The 18,358-nt window shown below is 66.6% G+C and carries 21 protein-coding genes; 8 read left to right on the forward strand and 13 right to left on the reverse strand.

Going from position 1 to position 18,358, the window contains the following annotated elements; all coding sequences use genetic code 11:
- Positions 1-50 precede the first annotated feature (50 nt).
- Positions 51-1,262 carry a pyridoxal phosphate-dependent aminotransferase gene (locus NA12_RS09035; RefSeq protein WP_067448288.1) on the forward strand — a complete coding sequence of 404 codons (1,212 nt, stop codon included), beginning with the start codon at positions 51-53 and terminating at the stop codon, positions 1,260-1,262.
- Between the two features lie 150 nt (positions 1,263-1,412).
- Here the strand turns inward: NA12_RS09035 and NA12_RS09040 are convergent, their stop codons facing one another.
- Positions 1,413-3,149, reverse strand: a complete 1,737-nt coding sequence (locus NA12_RS09040; RefSeq protein WP_067448290.1) for an ABC transporter ATP-binding protein — start codon at positions 3,147-3,149, stop codon at positions 1,413-1,415.
- A complete protein-coding gene (locus tag NA12_RS09045) occupies positions 3,146-4,978 on the reverse strand; it encodes an ABC transporter ATP-binding protein (protein WP_067448292.1) in 1,833 nt (610 codons plus the stop codon). Before NA12_RS09045 ends, NA12_RS09040 begins: the two co-directional genes overlap by 4 nt.
- 409 nt (positions 4,979-5,387) lie before the next feature.
- Between NA12_RS09045 and NA12_RS09055 the strand changes: the two genes are divergently transcribed.
- The 5 genes from NA12_RS09055 to NA12_RS09075 all read left to right on the forward strand — a co-directional run bounded on the left by NA12_RS09055 (position 5,388) and on the right by NA12_RS09075 (position 10,995).
- A complete protein-coding gene (locus NA12_RS09055; protein WP_067448296.1) occupies positions 5,388-5,963 on the forward strand; it encodes a putative glycolipid-binding domain-containing protein in 576 nt (191 codons plus the stop codon).
- 72 nt (positions 5,964-6,035) lie between these two features.
- Complete coding sequence (locus tag NA12_RS09060) at positions 6,036-6,977, forward strand: RluA family pseudouridine synthase (protein ID WP_067448298.1); 942 nt, start codon at positions 6,036-6,038, stop codon at positions 6,975-6,977.
- A 127-nt stretch (positions 6,978-7,104) separates the two neighbouring features.
- Positions 7,105-7,839: a CPBP family intramembrane glutamic endopeptidase gene (locus tag NA12_RS09065; protein ID WP_067448300.1), complete on the forward strand. Its 735-nt coding sequence runs from the start codon at positions 7,105-7,107 to the stop codon at positions 7,837-7,839.
- Between the two features lie 196 nt (positions 7,840-8,035).
- Entirely contained in the window at positions 8,036-8,872 is an 837-nt protein-coding gene (locus tag NA12_RS09070; protein WP_174551061.1) for an SDR family oxidoreductase, read from the forward strand.
- Positions 8,873-9,009: 137 nt separating this feature from the next.
- Positions 9,010-10,995 (forward strand): helix-turn-helix domain-containing protein, encoded by a 1,986-nt coding sequence (locus NA12_RS09075; protein ID WP_067448304.1) that lies wholly within the window; start codon positions 9,010-9,012, stop codon positions 10,993-10,995.
- Between the two features lie 141 nt (positions 10,996-11,136).
- Here NA12_RS09075 and rpsQ read toward each other — a convergent pair whose 3' ends face one another.
- Genes rpsQ through rpsJ form a run of 11 tightly spaced genes read right to left on the reverse strand, consistent with a single transcriptional unit; the run spans position 11,137 to position 16,378 of the window.
- Positions 11,137-11,406, reverse strand: coding sequence for a 30S ribosomal protein S17 (gene rpsQ / locus NA12_RS09080; protein ID WP_067448306.1), 270 nt, complete (start codon positions 11,404-11,406; stop codon positions 11,137-11,139).
- Positions 11,403-11,642, reverse strand: coding sequence for a 50S ribosomal protein L29 (gene rpmC / locus NA12_RS09085; RefSeq protein ID WP_056818473.1), 240 nt, complete (start codon positions 11,640-11,642; stop codon positions 11,403-11,405). The genes rpsQ and rpmC overlap by 4 nt, the downstream gene beginning before the upstream one ends.
- Positions 11,642-12,058 (reverse strand): 50S ribosomal protein L16, encoded by a 417-nt coding sequence (rplP, locus tag NA12_RS09090; protein ID WP_067448308.1) that lies wholly within the window; start codon positions 12,056-12,058, stop codon positions 11,642-11,644. The genes rpmC and rplP overlap by 1 nt, the downstream gene beginning before the upstream one ends.
- A gap of 3 nt (positions 12,059-12,061) precedes the next feature.
- Positions 12,062-12,856, reverse strand: coding sequence for a 30S ribosomal protein S3 (gene rpsC / locus NA12_RS09095; RefSeq protein ID WP_067448310.1), 795 nt, complete (start codon positions 12,854-12,856; stop codon positions 12,062-12,064).
- The gene (gene rplV, locus NA12_RS09100) at positions 12,857-13,258 is read right to left on the reverse strand and encodes a 50S ribosomal protein L22 (protein ID WP_067448312.1); all 402 of its coding nucleotides are present in this window, start codon (positions 13,256-13,258) and stop codon (positions 12,857-12,859) included.
- The gene (gene rpsS / locus NA12_RS09105) at positions 13,255-13,536 is read right to left on the reverse strand and encodes a 30S ribosomal protein S19 (RefSeq protein WP_056818481.1); all 282 of its coding nucleotides are present in this window, start codon (positions 13,534-13,536) and stop codon (positions 13,255-13,257) included. The genes rplV and rpsS overlap by 4 nt, the downstream gene beginning before the upstream one ends.
- 14 nt (positions 13,537-13,550) lie before the next feature.
- Positions 13,551-14,387 (reverse strand): 50S ribosomal protein L2, encoded by an 837-nt coding sequence (gene rplB / locus NA12_RS09110; protein WP_056818484.1) that lies wholly within the window; start codon positions 14,385-14,387, stop codon positions 13,551-13,553.
- A gap of 32 nt (positions 14,388-14,419) precedes the next feature.
- Positions 14,420-14,725 carry a 50S ribosomal protein L23 gene (gene rplW, locus NA12_RS09115; protein WP_067448314.1) on the reverse strand — a complete coding sequence of 102 codons (306 nt, stop codon included), beginning with the start codon at positions 14,723-14,725 and terminating at the stop codon, positions 14,420-14,422.
- A complete protein-coding gene (gene rplD, locus NA12_RS09120) occupies positions 14,722-15,396 on the reverse strand; it encodes a 50S ribosomal protein L4 (protein ID WP_067448316.1) in 675 nt (224 codons plus the stop codon). The genes rplW and rplD overlap by 4 nt, the downstream gene beginning before the upstream one ends.
- Positions 15,393-16,058: a 50S ribosomal protein L3 gene (gene rplC / locus NA12_RS09125; protein ID WP_067448318.1), complete on the reverse strand. Its 666-nt coding sequence runs from the start codon at positions 16,056-16,058 to the stop codon at positions 15,393-15,395. Before rplC ends, rplD begins: the two co-directional genes overlap by 4 nt.
- Before the next feature lie 14 nt (positions 16,059-16,072).
- Positions 16,073-16,378, reverse strand: coding sequence for a 30S ribosomal protein S10 (gene rpsJ / locus NA12_RS09130; protein ID WP_040804197.1), 306 nt, complete (start codon positions 16,376-16,378; stop codon positions 16,073-16,075).
- 557 nt (positions 16,379-16,935) lie between these two features.
- Between rpsJ and NA12_RS09135 the strand changes: the two genes are divergently transcribed.
- Both NA12_RS09135 and NA12_RS09140 read left to right on the forward strand, forming a co-directional pair.
- Complete coding sequence (locus NA12_RS09135) at positions 16,936-17,412, forward strand: hotdog fold domain-containing protein (RefSeq protein WP_067448320.1); 477 nt, start codon at positions 16,936-16,938, stop codon at positions 17,410-17,412.
- A gap of 66 nt (positions 17,413-17,478) precedes the next feature.
- A complete protein-coding gene (locus tag NA12_RS09140) occupies positions 17,479-18,357 on the forward strand; it encodes an ABC transporter ATP-binding protein (protein ID WP_067448322.1) in 879 nt (292 codons plus the stop codon).
- Position 18,358 lies beyond the last annotated feature (1 nt).

An 18,358-nucleotide genomic window follows, 5' to 3' on the forward strand; every position in this document is an offset into this window, starting at 1 on the left:
ATCGGCGAGTACTGTGGCGGGCTCCGTCCGTATCACGGTGGGGAGCCCACATGCAGTTCAAACAGTCGAGCAAGCTCGCGAACGTCTCCTATGAGATCCGCGGCCCGATAGCCGAGCACGCCGCTCGGCTCGAGGTCGAGGGACACCGGGTGATCAAACTCAATACCGGTAACCCACTGCAATTCGGGTTCGACGCACCGTCGGAACTGCTGCGCGACGTCATCGCCAATCTGCCGGCGTCGGCGGGTTACGCGACCTCCAAGGGGTTGCTCTCCGCCCGCCGCGCGGTGGTGCAGTACTACGAGGGTCGCGGTGTCGACGACCTCGATATCGAGAACGTCTTCCTCGGCAACGGCGCGTCCGAGCTCATCATGATGGCGATGACCGCGCTCATCGAGAACGGCGACGAAGTTCTCGTTCCCGCACCGGATTTCCCGCTGTGGACCGCCGCCGTGCACCTCAACGGCGGCAAGGCGGTGCACTACGTGTGCGACGAGAGCGCCGACTGGTATCCCGACATCGACGACATCGCCGCCAAGATCACCGACCGCACGCGCGCCATCGTGATCATCAACCCGAACAATCCGACGGGCGCGGTGTATCCGAACGAGGTGCTCGAGCAGCTGCTCGAGCTCGCCCGCCAGCACAATCTGATCGTCTGCTCCGACGAGATCTACGACAAGATCCTCTACGACGACGTGGCCCACACCGTCACCGCCTCGCTCGCGCCCGACCTGCTGTGTCTGACATTCAACGGTCTGTCCAAGGCCTACCGGCTCGCCGGTTTCCGGTCCGGCTGGCTCACCGTCACCGGACCGACCCGCCACGCCGAGAGCTACCTCGAGGGACTGACGATGCTGTCGGGGTTGCGGCTGTGCGCGAATGTGCCCGCGCAGCAGGCCGTTCAGGCCGCGCTGGGCGGACACCAGAGCATCCACGACCTCACCCTGCCCGGTGGTCGGCTCCTCGAACAGCGTGATCGCGCGTGGACTGCCCTCAACGCGATTCCGGGGGTGTCGTGCGTGAAACCCAAGGGCGCGCTCTACGCCTTCCCCAAGCTGGATCGCGCGACCTATCGGATCGACAACGACGAGAAGTTCGTGCTCGACCTGTTGCTGGCCACCAAGATCCACGTCGTGCAGGGCACCGGCTTCAATTGGCCGACCCCCGACCATTTCCGAATCGTCACGCTGCCGCAAGCCGATGAACTCGACCAGATCATCGGCAGGATCGGCGAATTCCTCGCCACTTACCAGCAGTGACATCAGCGGCTGGTGCCGCGCTTCTCGGCCCTGTACTCCGCCTCTTCCCTCCCTCCGGGTACTCCTTCGTCGCACCCTCCACTCAGTCCAGAGGCGGGCGGGCCGAGAAGGCCTCGGTGGCGTCGCGACACACCACCGAGGCGCTCGTCGTCAGGCGGGGGCTGGTTCCAGCCGCCAGCCGGTCGCTCGTTCGCGTTCGTTCCAGAACGCGGCGTAGCGGCCGTTCAGCGTGAGCAGCTCCGCGTGCGTGCCGCGTTCGGCGATGCGCCCCTTGTCCAGGAACAGGATCTGGTCAGCGTGGGCGATCGTCGAGAGACGATGCGCGACGACGAGAACCGTTTTGTCCCTGGTGAGCTGGTGGATGCCACGGACCACCACGGCTTCGCTGTGTGGGTCCAGCGCGCTGGTCGCCTCGTCGAGCAGCACGATCGGGGCGTCCTTGAGCAGGGCGCGCGCGATGGAAACCCGTTGGCGCTCACCGCCGGACAGGGACGTGCCGCCTTCGCCGACGGTGGTGTCGAAACCCTCGGGCAGGCGTTCGACGATCTCGTCGACCCTGGCGGCCACCGCCGCGCGGTGCAGATCGTCGTCGGAGGCGTCGGGCTTGCCGATGCGGATGTTGTCGGCGACCGAGCGGTTGAACAGGTAGACGTTCTGGAAGACCAGCGAGAGCTGGTCGAGCAGCGTGTCGGACGGCTGCCTGCGCACGTCGTGCTCGCCCACCGAGACCGTGCCGGAGTCGACGTCGTAGAAACGAGCGGCGAGGCGGAGCAAAGTGGTCTTGCCCGAACCACTCGGCCCGACGATGGCGGTAGTGGTGCCCGCGGGGACAGTGAAGGTCAGGTCCGACAGGACCGGTTCGCCGGGACGGTAGCCGAAGCTCACGTCGTCGAAGACCACCGCGGGTGCGCCGGGGGTGACCGGTTCGGTCGCGGCGGGCAGGGGCGATTCGGCGAGCAGGTCGGTGATGCGGTCGGCGGCCGCGGCGGCCGAGCGCAGGGCTGTGCCCAGCTGGGCGGCCTGGTTGACCGGCTCGATGAAACGCGCGCTCACCGCGATCAGGGCGATCGCCGCGGCGGCCGAGATCGCGCCATCGGTGACCTCGACGACCGCGATATACGCCAGCACCAGGAACACCGCCTGCACGAACAGCGCGAACACGGTCAGGCCCGGCACGGTCGCGACCATCATCTTCCATGCGGCCGAACGTTGCCGCACCAGTGCCGAATCCAGCTTCTTGTTGCCCGACCCGACCGCGCCGAACGCGCGCAGCACCGGCTGGGCCTGCGCGAACTCCACCACCCGCGAGTCGGCCTCGGCCGCGGCGGCGTGCAGTCGGGCGTCGGCCCCGGTGTAGGCGCGATTGGCGAGGTTGTTCACCAGGTACAGCACCGGCGCGGCGAGCAACATCGCGACGCCGACGCGCCAGTCGATGAACAGCATCCCGATCGCGACGACCAGCGGCACGATGACGCCGGTGAGCACCTTGGTGAGCAGATAGGCGATCAGGCCCTGCATCTCGCGCACCTGCTCGACCATCACCCGAGAGAGCGGGCCTGCGTCACGGTCCTCGAACCAGCCCAGCGGCAACGCGTTGAGCTGATCGCCCAGCCGGGTCTGCAGACCGCGCTGCATGCCGAGGCCGATCCGCAGCCCGATCACAGCCTGCAGATACCCGAACACGACCACACCGGCCACGGCGACAGCCATGCCGAGCGCCCACAGCCACGCGCCGCTCAGATCGTCGTCGAACAGCGCTTCCAGCACGGGAACCAGCAGCAGGTACGCGATGGCCTGGCACAACGCCTGCACCACGATCACACCGAGCAACCGCGAGATCAGCGGGGCGAACTCGTCGGGGACGAGCCGGAAAACCTTGCGAATCATCGTGTTTCCTCCACCAGGGCGAGCGCGCCGAGGGCAGCTTCGTTGATCTCCCACAGCCGCTGATACAGACCACCGGCAGCTCGCAGGTCGGCATGGGTGCCCTGTTCGACCAGGGTTCCGTTGTCCAACACCAGAATCCGATCCACACCGGTGATGGTGTGCAGACGGTGCGCGATGACGAGCACCGTGCGCCCGGCGACCAGCGCGGCCAGTGCGTCCTGAACCGCGGCCTCGGACTCCGGGTCGGCGAACGCGGTGGCCTCGTCGAGGACGAGGACCGGGGTGTCGGCCAGCAGTGCGCGAGCGATCGACAGCCGCTGTGCCTCACCGCCGGACAGAGTCGCGTCGACGCCGATCTCGGAGTCGTAGCCGCGGGGCAGCGCCAGGATCCGGTCGTGGATCTGGGCGGCCCTGGTGGCGCGTTCGATGGCCTCGGCATCCGCGTCGGGGCGGGCCAGCAGGAGGTTCTCGCTGATGGTGCCGCGGATCAGGCGGACATCCTGGAAGACGAATCCGACTGTGCGGTAGAGCTCTTCGCTGGGGAACTCGCGAATATCGCGGCCGTCGATGGTGATTCGGCCCGCGCCGACGTCGTAGAAGCGCGGCAGCAGCTTCGCCAGGGTCGACTTGCCGGAACCGCTCGGGCCGACCAGCGCGGTGATGGTGCCTGGAGTCAGTTCGAGGTCGATGCCGCGCAGCACGTCGTGACCGGTACGGTAGGCGAACTCGACGCCTTCGAAGGCCACGATGCCCGTCTGAACCCCCGCCGGTGTTTCGGCGATCTCCAGTTCCGGAGTTTGCAGCAGTTCGTGCAGGCGCAGGGCCGCGGCGCCGCCGGCGCGCAGGGCCTGCGAACCGTAACCGAGACCGAGCAGCGAGCTGCCGATCCCCAGACCGACCAGCAGGAACGGCAACAGATCGAGCGGGTCCACCCAGCCGAGGCCGACCCCGGCGAGACCACCGAGCACCACGACCAGCATCACGAACACCGGCATCACCACGATGTCGGAGGCCGCCTGTACGCGAATGATCGGCGTCTTCATCCGGTGCGCCGCCTGGACCTGGCCTTCCACCGCGTCCTGGAACTCCTTGTGCGCCTTGCCCGCCTGACCGAACGCCCGCACCACCTGGATGCCGTCGACGAACTCGATGGTGGCGGCCGACAGGCGACGCTCCCAGCGGGTGTACACCGCTACCCGGTCGCGGCCGTCGCGATCCATGATCTTGGAGAACAGCACGAAGTAGGCGATCAGCGGAATCATCAGGACCAGCGTGAGTCGCCAGTCGACCGTGAACAGGTAACCGAGCGTGACCAGCGGGACCACCAGCGCACCGATGAAATCGAGCCGGGCGTGCGCGACCAGGAAGTGCAGGGCGTCGACATCGTCGCGCAGATAGCCCTTCACCTCACCGGAGCTGCGCTCGCCGAACCAGCCGAGCGGCACCCGGGTGAGCTTGGCCGCGAGCAGCCTGCGCAGCGTGAGCTGGTAGCCGGCGTCGACCGCGTGCGACCAGCTCAGCGCCAGGACCTGCAGCAGCGCGCGCACGACGAGCACGATCACGGCCGCGCCGAACAGCCACCACACCCGGTCGGTGTCGACCGGGGAATTCAGCAGTTCGCGGCAGGCCGCCACGATCAGCAGGAACGGGACCACCGAGCACACCGAGGCGAGCGCGACGATCAGGCTCGCCGCCGTGAGCATTCCCGAAACCGGCGCCAGAATCTCCTTGCGCGCCAACGCTTCCTGCTGTTTCTGCGCTTTCGCTGCTGCCTTGGGCAGCCGGTTCCCCGACTCCGCCCCCGGCGGCGGCGCTACCTGCACCGTCATATCGTTTCTCGCCTCTCGACCTCTCTGCGGCAACTCCGCCAAAGGTAGGTTAGCCTAAGTTGAGCGGTCGTGGCCGATCGGGGAAGGTTGCGTGAATTGCCCGTCAACCCGTCGGTATCGCGTCATTTCGGGCGTAATTTTCTCCCTACGTTTCGAGCTCGTGTAGCGGTGGGAGAACGAGAATGTTTGTCACGTCGATCATTTCAGCAATCGCCGATTGCCATTCCGATCCGGGAAAGCTCTCGGCCGAACAGGCTCATCGGGTGATGCAGACACATCTCGAATGCAGCGTCGACCTGTGCCGGGCGCGACGGCGTGCGCGTCAGGTCCTCGTCGAAGCGAAACTGATGGTGCTCGATCAGCGGGCCGGGTAGCGATTGGGCGACGGAATCAGGGGAATGCCTTTCCCATGTTCACTCCGCTCCCGCCTTCGGCCGCTTGGTCGCACCGCGATGCGCGCTCCGGATTCGAGGTGACCTATTTCCGTGACGACGCGCGCGGGGTTCTCGTCGAGGGGTGCGCGACGGCGGTCGAGGACGGGGTCGTCTGGGCGATCGACTATCAGCTGCGGCTCGACGGCAGCTGGCATACGCGGTCGGCGCGGATCGTCGGACGGTATCCCACGGGCAGGCGATCGGTGACCGTTCGGTCCGATGGACTGGGGCGTTGGCAGGTCGACGGCACGGTCGCGCCCGAACTCGACGGGTGTCTCGACATCGATCTCGAGGCGTCGGCGTTCACCAACGCGCTACCGGTGCATCGTCTCGGGCTCACCGTCGGCGATAGTGCCGACGCGCCTGCCGCCTACGTGCGTGCCGCCGACCTCACGATGGCGCGATTACCGCAGCGCTACCGCCGGATCACCGATGGAGCGGGCCAGCGCTATGACTACCGCGCTCCCGAGTTCGACTTCCACGCCACCCTGGACTACGACGAATCGGGTCTGATCGTCGACTACCCGGGGCTGGCCACACGCGTCGCGTGAGCGCTCGATGTCCGGCGGGTTCCACAGGGGCCGACAGCACCCGGCATCGTGGGCTCGACAACACTTCTTCCTATGCGACGTAGGCAGCAGCCGCCGCTGCCCAAGCGGCACGGCCTCGATCCCGCCCGACTCCGGCTCCCGGAGGACGGGCAGTGGGCGACCGTGCGCGAGCACCTCGTCGAGCGGTTGCCGCGGGTGGATCCGGCCAGGATCGACGCGATGCTGGCGGCGGGCGAGATCGTGGATCTGGAAGGTCCGCTCGCGCCGGACGCGCCGTACGTCCCCGGCGGCGCCGTGTGGTTCCACCGTGATCTGCCGATCGAGACCGAGGTGCCGTTCGAGATCGGCATCGTGCACCGCGACGACGACATCCTCGTAGTCGACAAGCCGCATTTTCTCGCGACGATCCCGCGTGGTCAGCACATTCTGCAAACGGCGCTGGTGCGGTTGCGCAACGAGCTCGAACTGCCCGATCTGATCCCCGCGCATCGGCTGGACCGAGTCACCGCGGGCCTGCTGCTGTTCGTGGTGAATCCGGCGCGACGCGGGGCCTATCAGACGATGTTCCATCGCAAGACCGTGCGCAAGGAGTACGAGGCGATCGCGCCCTACGACCCGGAGCTCGCGCTGCCACGGACCGTCCGCAGCCGGATCGTCAAGGAGAAGCAGGTGCTCGCCGCGTTCGAGGTGGCGGGCGAGCCCAATGCCGAGACCGAGGTCGACCTGGTCGAACATCGCGACGGGCTCGGGCGGTACCGCCTTCGCCCGCACACCGGGCGAACCCATCAACTGCGCCTGCACATGAGCGGGCTCGGCGTGCCTATCCTCGGCGATGATTTCTATCCGGTGATCACCGATAAATCGGTCGACGATTACACGCGGCCGTTGCAATTGCTGGCGGCCTCGCTCGAATTCACGGACCCGATCAGCGGGACGCCGCGCCGATTCGAGACGCGGCGCGAACTACAGGCGTGGTCCGATATGGCCGGATGGTCCGGATCCGCTGTCGAGTAGCTCACAGCATTACGCCGTCGGTCGATCTTGGTTGGCTCACTCCGGGCCGCTCAACAGTGGGCTCCGCGGATTATCCCGCATTCACCGGACCGTTTCACTTTCGTGATATTTCCGTACACTCGATCGGGTGTCCATACCCGCCGTCGCCGATTCCCGGCCGAAGCTGCATGCCTACCTCGATATCGCGGTAGTCGTCGTCGTGCTGGCAGGCACCAATCTGATCGCCCACTTCACGACGGCGTGGGCCAGTATCGTCACCGTGCCCGTGGCGGCGTTCGCCCTCTTGGCGCTGATGCGCAAGCGTGGGCTCGGCTGGGCCGAACTGGGATTGTCGCCGAGGCACTGGCGGCGCGCGACGGTGTACGCCCTCGGCGCGGTCGGGATCGTGTTGACCGTGGTCGCGATCGGCGCGCTACTGCCGATCACCAGGCCGTTCTTCCTCGCCGATCGGTACGCGACGATTTCCGGCGCCCTGATCGCGTCGATGATCGTCATCCCGTTGCAGACGGTGATTCCCGAGGAACTCGCGTTCCGTGGCGTCCTGCACGGCACCCTCGATCGAGTCCTCGGCGTGCGCGGGCTGTTCGCGGCCGGGTCGCTGATGTTCGGGCTCTGGCATATCGCGTCCTCGTTCGGCCTCACCTCGGGCAACAAGGGACTGTCCAGCATCGTCGGGGGCGGCCTGCTCGGCCAACTGGTGGGGATAGCGCTGGCTGTCGCGGCCACCGCCGCCGCGGGCGTCGTGTTCACCTGGTTGCGTCGCCGCAGCGGCAGCCTGCTCGCACCCATCGCCCTGCACTGGTCGCTCAATGGAGCGGGTGCGCTCGCCGCCGCCGTCGTCTGGCACACCGCGCTGCGCTGACGCCGACCCCGACTCGGCCGTCTGTCACCGACGCCCATTGTGCGAAGTGCGAACGCAACCGCCCCCTGATGATCAAGTGTCCAGAACTCGGCCGCCGAGGCTTCGCCGCGTCGCGATAGCGTGAAATACTGTCGACGATTTCTGGCATGAAGACATGCCAGATATAGCGGTTTCCAGCAGAGGGAGCATGTCGGGCATGAAACGCACACACACCGGACGGGTAGTCGCGGTCACCGGCGGCGCCGCTGGGATCGGGCTGGAGATCGCGCGGCAGTTCGCGGTCGCGGGGGCTCGGGTGTGTCTCGGCGATCTGTCCGGGGCCGCGGCACGCGAAGCGGCGGCCGGACTACCGGGAACCGTGCACGGGTGCGAGCTCGATGTGACCGACGAGCGGTCGTTTCATGATTTCCTCGCCGTCACCGAGGCCATCCTCGGGCCGATCGACGTGCTCGTCAACAATGCCGGGGTGATGTGGGTCGGGCCGTTCGACACCGAACCCGACACTGCGACGACCCGGATGCTCGCGGTGAATCTGCACGGGGTGATCCGCGGGGTGCGACTGGCGGCGCCACCGATGCGGACACGCGGGCGTGGGCACATCATCACCATCGCCTCGCTCGCGTCCAAGGTCTCCCCCGCCGGTGAGGCGACCTACGCCGCGACCAAACACGGGGTCCTCGGCTATTTGACCGCGGTTCGTGAGGAATTACACGGCAGCGGCGTGCGGTTGACCGCCATCATGCCGGGCGTCGTCGATACCGAGCTGGCGGCCGGAACCGCCACCGGCGCAGCGGAATTGCTGCGACCGAGCGATGTCGCCGCAGCGGTGCTCGATGCTGTCACGCGTCCGCGATTCGAGGTGATCCTGCCCGCACGGCTCGGGCCGGTGGTCAGCCTCGTCGGCATATTGCCACAGCGGTTGCGCGACATCGCGCTGCGGCGGACCGTGCCGAATCAGGTTGCGGCGGTGGCCGGATCGTCACGCCGCGCGGCCTACGAGAAACGGCTGCTCCGCGGCGATACCGAATCCTGAATTCCGGCGTGTCGCCGCCGCGGATTCGACGGAATCGACTGGTTGTCGTTGACCGGGACCCGGTCGGCGTTTACGCTCTCTCTGGCAATCACACATATGTTCGATAGTCCATATGTTCGAGTGGCGGAAGGCGCGACATGTCCGACGATCGGTTGAGCGAGAAAGCCGCCATCGCGCCGAATACCGAGATCACCGCCCTTGCCCAGCAGGTCGCCACGGCCCGCGACAAGCTCCCCCTCCAACACGACACCGCCCTCTACGACGCGCTCTCCGACAGCGAGATCCGTGCCGAACGTGAACTGGCCGAATGGATCCGGGCCCAGCGGCGCAAACAGCGGCGCAGGGCCGTCGGCGACGAACTCGCCGCCGAACAACGCGACCGCCGCACCAGCACCCTCATCCGCCGCACCGACGAAGCCGATGCGCGCTGGCATCGCAAGGCACTGGCCGCCCGGCGACGGGTATCGAGCGCCGACGCGCGCCTGGCCCAGCTGTACCGGCGGTCAGAATGGTCGTCGCGCGCGCTGATCGGGGTCGTGGTTCTCGGCATGGTGTGGGCCGGGGTCAACGTGCAGCGCAATCTCGTGCCGAGCGGCGACATGAGCGATCCGCTGTACTGGCTCAGCTACGGCATCGAGGCGATGATCTCGATCCCGATCATCGTCATCATGGTCACCGCAACCACCGCGGCCCGCTGGGGACGCGAGCTCGAGCGCGGCAAGGTGATCGTGTTCGAACTCGCGCTGCTCGGCACCACCATCGCGTTGAACGCGGGCCCGCACCTGGCGGCCGGATCCTTCGGTCGCGCGGCCGAATTCGCTATCGCCCCGGTGATGGTGGGTGTGGTGATCTGGTTGCACGCGTGGGTGTCGGCTCGGTACGCCATGCTGATCGAGAGCGCCTCCGTCGAATTACCGGGGGACCTGGGGTATGCCCGCGCCGAACGGATCACCTCGACCGAGTTTCCGCGAGGGGTGGCTTCCGGCGGTGACCGGCAGGCGCTCGAGCACACCGTGTCGATCGGCGTCGCGTCAGAGCTCAGATCTCCCCTGTCCGACCGCGCCGCTGTCGCTGCTCCGAAAGCCGCCGAGGCGCACGAAAAGGTCTCTCTCTCAGCCGAAACGGATCGCGAAACCATCGCGTCGTCCAAGCCTGCGATCACGGCGAATCGCGACGCGTTCGAATCACCGGTCCAGCCGGTCGTCCCGGAGCCGGTGGTTCGCGAGACCCCGACACCGAGCACGGAACACCTCGTCCCCGAAGCCGAGACCATCGCGACGACGGCAGCCGAACGCGCCTTCCCGCAGGGCCTGCGCCGCCCCTCCCCCGCCAAGCCCCACGCCCCCGGCACCCTCGAGCTGATCCACAAGGCCGCGGCCGACCACCGTCGCAACGGCGCCGAGCACTCGACCCGGACCAATGGCACCACCCCCACCTTGCGCCGAATACCGGTCACCGCCGTCGCCCACGCCACCGCGGGCGACGCCACCGGTACCGACCCGGTTCCCGAGGCGACGATGCACGCCGGCACCGTCGCCCGTGACCCTGATGGCGACACCCCACCGAACACCGATCCGGTTCCGGTACACAACGATCCAGCGCCGCCCAGCGCGGAGCCCGAGCAGCTGACCCTCACCGCCGAGCTCTCCGACCAGTTGGTCGCGCACACCGAGCCCGAGTCCGCGCGGCGCGAAACGATTGAGCCCGTACCCGAGTCGACCGCCGTCGCAACGCCGACCCCCGGGCGAACACCCGCCGACGCCGCCGTGCACGTCCCGCATGCTGCCCCCGCGCCGACATCGGCCCCCACGCCGCCGGAGCCGTTCCCGGTGAGTTCTACCGACCAGGATGACGCGGACCCCGAAGACGAAGTCGGCGCGGATCTCCCGGCCCCCGACGACTTCGACTTCGACGACACCGAGGTCCGCGCCCTGGCCCGCCAGGTCGCCCAACGCAGTCCCCTGCGCCTGACCCTCGACCAGATCGAGGAGATCCTCGAGCTCACCGATCAATCCTGGTCCGCCCGCAGCATCGGCAGCGAGGTCGGCGTCCCCAGCAGCACGGTCACCAACATCGTCGAATTCGCCCACAAGATCCGCCAGCCCTACGCCTTCACCGGCTGACCCGGCCCCACACAGCAAAGGCCCGTTCCCTCGCCCGGGGAGCGGGCCTTTGTGCTGTGACAATCATCGAACGACGAAGGCCCGCTTCCCCAGAGGGAAACGGGCCTTCGTACAACGATCTCGATGGATCGAGGAGGGACCTTACTTGGCCTTCTCCAGGACCTCGACCAGACGCCAGCGCTTGGTGGCCGACAGCGGACGGGTCTCCATCAGCTGAACGTGGTCGCCGATGTGGGCGATCTCGTTCTCGTCATGCGCCTTCACCTTGGAGGTGGTGCGAATGATCTTGCCGTAGAGCTTGTGCCGGTGACGGTCTTCCAGCTCGACGACGATCGTCTTGTTCATCTTGTCGGAGACAACATAGCCGCTGCGTACCTTGCGACTGTTGCGCTCTTCGGTGTTCTCGCTCATGCCGCATCTCCCTTGCCAGCGGGTGCCGTGGCCAGGCCGAGCTCGCGCTCACGCATGACCGTGTAGATGCGCGCGATCTCGTGGCGGACGACGCGCAGACGACGGTTGTTGTCGAGCTGACCCGTCGCCATCTGGAAGCGCAGGTTGAACAGCTCTTCCTTCGACTCGCGCAGGCGGGCCACGAGCTCTTCTTCGTTGAGCTCACGGAGCTCTGCGGCCGGAGTTTCGGTAGCCATCAGAACTGCTCCTCCCTGGTCACGATCCTGCATTTCATCGGGAGCTTGTGCATCGCGCGGCGCAGGGCCTCACGAGCGGTCTCCTCGTTGGGGTAAGACATCTCGAACATGACCCGACCGGGCTTCACGTTCGCGATCCACCACTCCGGCGAACCCTTACCGGAACCCATGCGGGTTTCGGCCGGCTTCTTCGTGAGCGGACGATCGGGGAAGATGTTGATCCAGATCTTGCCGCCACGCTTGATGTGGCGGGTCATCGCGATACGCGCCGACTCGATCTGACGGTTGGTGACGTAGGCGGGCTCGAGAGCCTGGATGCCGTAGTCACCGAAGGACACCGCGGTGCCGCCCTTGGCCATGCCGGAGCGACCGGGGTGGTGCTGCTTGCGGTGCTTGAGCCTACGGGGCATCAGCATGCGTCAGCCCTCCTTGTTCTCTGCCGGAGCCTCCGCCACTGCAGTGGCGGCGCGACCGACCTCGGTGCTGGTCGCGGTGGTGCCAGTGGCGCCGGACCGACGAGGGCGGCTCGGACGCTCGCGGCGCGGGCGATCCGGAGCAGCGGCGGCGGCGGTCAGTTCACGACGACCACCGACGATGTCACCCTTGTAGATCCAGACCTTCACACCGATGCGACCGAAGGTGGTCTTGGCCTCGTAGAGGCCGTAGTCGATGTCCGCACGCAGCGTGTGCAGTGGAACGCGACCTTCACGGTAGAACTCCGAGCGCGACATCTCGGCGCCACCGAGGCGGCCCGAGCACTGCACGCGGATGCCCTTGACGTTCGGCGAACGCATGGCCGACTGAATGGCCTTACGCATCGCACGACGGAACGCCACACGGTTGGACAGCTGCTCGGCAACACCCTGAGCAACCAGCTGCGCATCCGATTCGGGGTTCTTGACCTCGAGGATGTTGAGCTGAACCTGCTTCTTGGTGAGCTTCTCCAGCTCGGCACGGATGCGGTCGGCTTCCGCGCCACGACGACCGATCACGATGCCGGGACGCGCGGTGTGGATATCCACACGGACGCGATCACGGGTGCGCTCGATCTCGACCTTCGAGATGCCTGCCCGCTCCATGCCAGTGGCGAGGAGCTTGCGGATCTGAACGTCTTCCTTCACGTATTCCGCGTACTGCTTGTCCGCGTACCAACGCGACTTCCAGTCGGTGGTGATACCGAGGCGGAAGCCATGGGGGTTAATTTTCTGTCCCATTTACTTTGCCCCTCCCTTCCGGCGGCTACGAGTGGCAGCGCCGGTGGTGGGCACGCTCTCGACCTCGATGGTGATGTGGCTGGTGCGCTTGCGAATCCGGAACGCGCGGCCCTGGGCCCGCGGCTGGAAACGCTTCATGGTGGCGCCCTCGTCGACAAAAGCAGTCGAGATGACCAGGGTGGCCGGGTTGAGGCCGAGGTTGTTCTCGGCGTTCGCCGCGGCCGAAGCCACGACCTTGGCCACGGGCTCGCTGGCAGCCTGCGGTGCGAACCGCAGGATCGCCAGCGCGTCCTCGACGCTCTTGCCGCGGACCAGGTCCACGACTCGACGGGCCTTCATCGGGGTGACCCGAACGTGCTTGGCGGTTGCGCGTGCAGTCGGGTTCTGAATGGTTTCAGTCATCGCCGCTTGCTCTTCCGGTCGTCCTTGACGTGGCTCTTGAACGTCCTGGTCGGCGCGAACTCACCGAGCTTGTGGCCGACCATGTTGTCCGAGATGAACACCGGCACGTGCTTGCGACCGTCGTGGACGGCGAAAGTGTGCCCGATGAAATCGGGGATGATGGTCGAGCGACGCGACCAGGTCTTGATGACCTGCTTCGTGCCCTTTTCGTTCTGCACGTCCACCTTCGCGAGGAGGTGGTCGTCGACGAACGGGCCCTTCTTGAGGCTGCGTGGCATTTCTTACCTCCTCCTTAGCGCTTCTTGCCGGTCTTACGACGGCGAACGATGAGCTTGTCGCTCGGGCGGTTGGGCTTGCGGGTACGGCCCTCAGGCTGACCCCACGGGGAGACCGGGTGGCGACCACCGGAGGTCTTACCCTCACCACCACCGTGCGGGTGGTCGACCGGGTTCATGACGACACCACGGACGGTGGGACGACGGCCCTTCCAGCGCATACGGCCGGCCTTGCCCCAGTTGATGTTCGACTGCTCGGCGTTGCCGACCTCGCCGACGGTGGCGCGGCAGCGCACGTCGACACGGCGGATTTCACCCGAGGGCATACGAAGGGTCGCGTACGGCCCTTCCTTGCCCAGCAGCTGAATGCTCATTCCGGCGGAACGAGCCATCTTGGCGCCGCCGCCCGGACGCAGCTCCACGTTGTGGATCGTGGTACCGGTCGGGATGTTGCGCAGCGGCAGGTTGTTGCCCGGCTTGATGTCGGCCGTGGGGCCGGACTCGATCGGGCTGCCCTGCTTGATGCCCTTCGGCGCGATGATGTAGCGCTTCTCGCCGTCGGCAAAGTGCAGCAGTGCGATGTTGGCGGTGCGGTTGGGGTCGTACTCGATGTGAGCGACCTTGGCCGGGATGCCGTCCTTGTCCAACCGACGGAAGTCGATCAGGCGGTAGGCACGCTTGTGACCGCCACCGCGGTGACGCGTGGTGATGCGACCGTGCGCGTTACGACCACCGGACTTGGTGAGCGGGCGCAGCAGCGACTTCTCCGGCGTCGACCGGGTGATCTCGGCGAAGTCCGAGACGCTGGAGCCACGACGGCCCGGCGTAGTCGGCTTGTATTTACGGATTGCCATGAGTTCTTCTCGCTTTCTGGAGTCCCAGGCGCTTACGCGACCGGTCCTCCGAAGATCTCGATGGGCTTGCTATCGGCCGAGAGGGTCACGAGTGCGCGCTTGGTGTCCTTGCGCTTTCCGTAACCGAATTTGGTCCGCTTGCGCTTGCCCTGACGGTTGGCGGTATTGACGCTGGTGACCTTGACGCCGAAAACCTTCTCAACGGCGATCTTGATCTGCGTCTTGTTCGAATCCGGGTGCACCAGGAAGGTGTAGGTGCCTTCCTCGATCAGCCCATAGGACTTCTCCGAGATGACCGGTGCGAGCAGGATGTCGCGGGGGTCGGCGATGGTGCTCACTTGCTCTCCTCCTGGGCCGCCTCGGCGGGACCGTGAACGAAAGCGTTCAGGGCCTCGACGCTGAACACCACGTCGTCGCTGTTGAGCACGTCGTAGGTGTTGAGCTGATCCGGGGCGATCGGCAGCACGTTCTGCAGGTTCGCCACGCTCTTCCACGCGGCGACGTCCTCGCGGCCGACGACGACCAGGAACTTCTTGCGGCCCGAGAGCTCGGCCAGGAAGTCCTTGGCGGTCTTGGTCGACGGGTTCTGACCCGCGACCAGTTCGGTGATCACGTGGATGCGCTCGTTGCGGGCCCGGTCGGAGAGGGCACCGCGCAGGGCGGCGGCCTTCATCTTCTTGGGGGTCCGCTGGCTGTAGTCACGCGGCTGCGGGCCGTGGACGGTGCCACCGCCGGCGAACTGCGGCGCACGGGTCGAGCCCTGACGGGCGCGGCCGGTGCCCTTCTGGCGGTACGGCTTCTTGCCACCACCGGAGACCTCGCCACGAGTCTTCGTGGAGTGGGTGCCCTGGCGTGCGGCGGCCAGCTGAGCGATGACGACCTGGTGCATCAGCGCGACGTTGGCGGTCACGTCGAAGATCTCCGCGGGGAGTTCGACGGTGCCTTCGGTCTTGCCGCCCGCGGCCTTCACGGTCAGCGTGAGGTTGGCCTTCTTATCGAGGCTGGTCATGCGTGCGCACCACCCTTCACGGCGCTCTTGACGATCACGATGTTGCCCTTGCGGCCCGGGATAGCACCCTTGACCAGGAGCAAACCGTTCTCGGCATCGACCTTGTGAACCGAGAGGTTCTGCGTGGTGACGCGGTCGCTACCCATACGGCCCGACATGCGCATGCCCTTGAACACGCGGCCGGGAGTGGCACAGCCACCGATGGAACCCGGGCGACGGTGCACAGCCTGCGCACCGTGCGAGGCGCCCTGGCCCTTGAAGCCGTGACGCTTCATGGTGCCGGCGAAGCCCTTGCCCTTGCTGATTCCGGTCACGTCGACGTAGGTGCCCTCTTCGAAGACATCGGCCGAGAGTTCCTGGCCGATCTCGAAGGTGGAGGCATCCGCGACGCGGATCTCGGTGACGTGGCGACGCGGGGTGACGCCGGCCTTGGCGAACTGGCCGGCAGTCGGCTTGTTCACCTTGCGCGGGTCGATGGCGCCGAAAGCGATCTGCACGGCCGAATAGCCGTCGCGCTCCACGGTACGAATCTGGGTGACCACGTTCGGGCCCGCCTTGATGACGGTGACCGGGACGACGCGGTTCTTCTCGTCGAAGACCTGGGTCATGCCGAGCTTGGTGCCCAGGATGCCGGCTGCGGGCCGGTTCTTGTTGTCAGTCATGTCTCGAGTCCCCGTCACTGAATGTTGACGTCGACGCTGGCCGGGAGGTCGATGCGCATGAGCGCGTCAACCGTCTTCGGCGTCGGGTCGAGGATGTCGATGAGGCGTTTGTGCGTGCGCATCTCGAAGTGTTCGCGCGAGTCCTTGTACTTGTGCGGCGAACGGATGACGCAGTAGATGTTCTTCTCGGTCGGCAACGGCACAGGCCCGACCACACGGGCGCCGGTGCGGGTCACCGTTTCCACGATCTTGCGCGCTGACGCGTCGATCGCCTCGTGGTCATAGGCCTTGAGCCTGATGCGGATCTTTTGTCCCGCCACGCTAAGTGTCCTTTTCTCCGCTTTCCTTCGTGGTCACAGGAGCTAGCTCCCGCACCACCCTCAATTTGCACAGCCCGAACACAAGAAAGACGCCTCAGCGTGGTTTCCCACTGAAAGACCCGCAACCAGGGCGCACCAAAAGGCACTACCTAGTCCTCGCCGCTGTTCATCTGTCATGGTTCTCCGGCCCACGCGGTCGGGCGTGTCGCCCTAACGCTTATTCTCCGACCCCGGTCATCTGCTCACCATCGGTCGGAAGTGCGTGGTACCGAACGTATCCACACCGGCTGACCGGCGAGATACAAACTACTGCTCCCCCTGCCGGGATCATCCGCTCCGAGAAGTCGGTCGATCCTGCGCAAGGCAACCCGAACAGTATGCACCATGCCGACGACGTCCTTCAAATCGGGGGTCATGAGGTATCGATCACGCCCGCAAAGGGGCTTCCACCTCGACCGCACCGCCGGCTGGGCTGTACCGATGAATGGTAGCTGGCTCGTCGCCGCACCCGATCACCGGAGGGTTCCCTGCAACTTACTTTTGAGTAAGATAGAGCCATGACACAGGAAACCGCGACTTACCGCGGCTGGAAGAAGCTGCCCGACAATCGCATCGGCCACGCGCTGTTCTCGCTCGGCATGGTCGCCCGCGTCCCCTACTTCGGCACCGTGCTGCCCCAGGTGGTCCGCCTCGAGCCCGGTATCTGCGAGGTGACTTCCCCGAAGTGGTTCGGCATCCACAACCACCTCGGCACCTTCCACGCGATCGCGGCCTGCAATCTCGCCGAGGTGGCGATGGGCATGCTGAGCGAGGCCACCGTCCCCACGACACACCGCTGGATCCCCAAGTCGATGAATGTCCAGTACCTGGCCAAGGCGGAATCGAGCCTGCGCGCGGTCGCGAAACTCGACGAGATCCCGGACTTCGACCAGATCACCGAGGGCGAGGAACTGACCGTCCCCGTCTCGATCTACGACCGGGACGGCATCGAGGTCGTCCACGCCGACATCACCACCTGGGTCACACCGCGCTGATTGCGGCCGGAGCGAGCGCTGCCTCGGTACGGTGGTGGGCACACAACCACAGGAGGGGGAGTCCGAATGTTGGAAATCGCCCAGCTGACCAGGCGATTCGGGGACAACGTCGCAGTCGATGACGTGTCGTTCACCGTCCCGCCCGGCGCGCTGACGGGGTTCGTCGGGGGGAACGGGGCGGGCAAGACCACCACCATGCGCATGATCATGGGCGTCTTGGCCGTGCAGTCCGGCGAGATCCGGTGGGACGGACGGCCGGTGACCGAGCTGGACCGGCGCTCGTTCGGCTATATGCCCGAGGAGCGTGGGCTCTATCCCAAGCAGCCGGTGTTCGACCAGCTCGTGTACCTGGCCCGCCTGCGTGGGCTGCCCGCCGACCAGGCGAAGGCGCGGACCGAAAGCCTGCTCGAGCGTTTCGATCTGGGCGCGCGCGGCAAGGACAAGCTCGAATCGCTGTCGCTGGGCAATCAGCAGCGCGTCCAGATCGCGGCGGCGGTGATCGCGCAGCCGTCGGCGCTGATCCTGGACGAGCCGTTCTCCGGGCTCGATCCCACGGCCGTGGACTCGATGGTGGAGTTGCTGCGCGAGTACACCGAACAGGGTGTCCCGGTGCTGTTCTCCTCGCATCAGCTGGATCTGGTGGAGCGGCTGTGCGATCAGCTGGTCGTGCTCGCCGCTGGCCGGGTGGTCGGCCAGGGCTCGGTCGACGAGCTGCGAACCAGCGGTGGCACAAGGTATCGGCTGGTGCTCGACGGCGATGCGGAATGGTTGCGGGAGCACCCCGGGGTGCGCGTGGTCGACGGTGCCGGGCCGGGCGTGTTGTTCGAGGTCGACAGCGGCGGCACCGATGTGGTGCTGAAGGAGGCGCTGTCGCGGGGATCGATCAGGGAGTTCGCCGAGGTGCGTCCGACAGTCGCGGAGATCTACCGGGAGGTGACGGCATGAG

It is taken from the genome of Nocardia alba NBRC 108234 (assembly GCF_001612665.1).
Lineage (GTDB): Bacteria > Actinomycetota > Actinomycetes > Mycobacteriales > Mycobacteriaceae > Nocardia > Nocardia alba.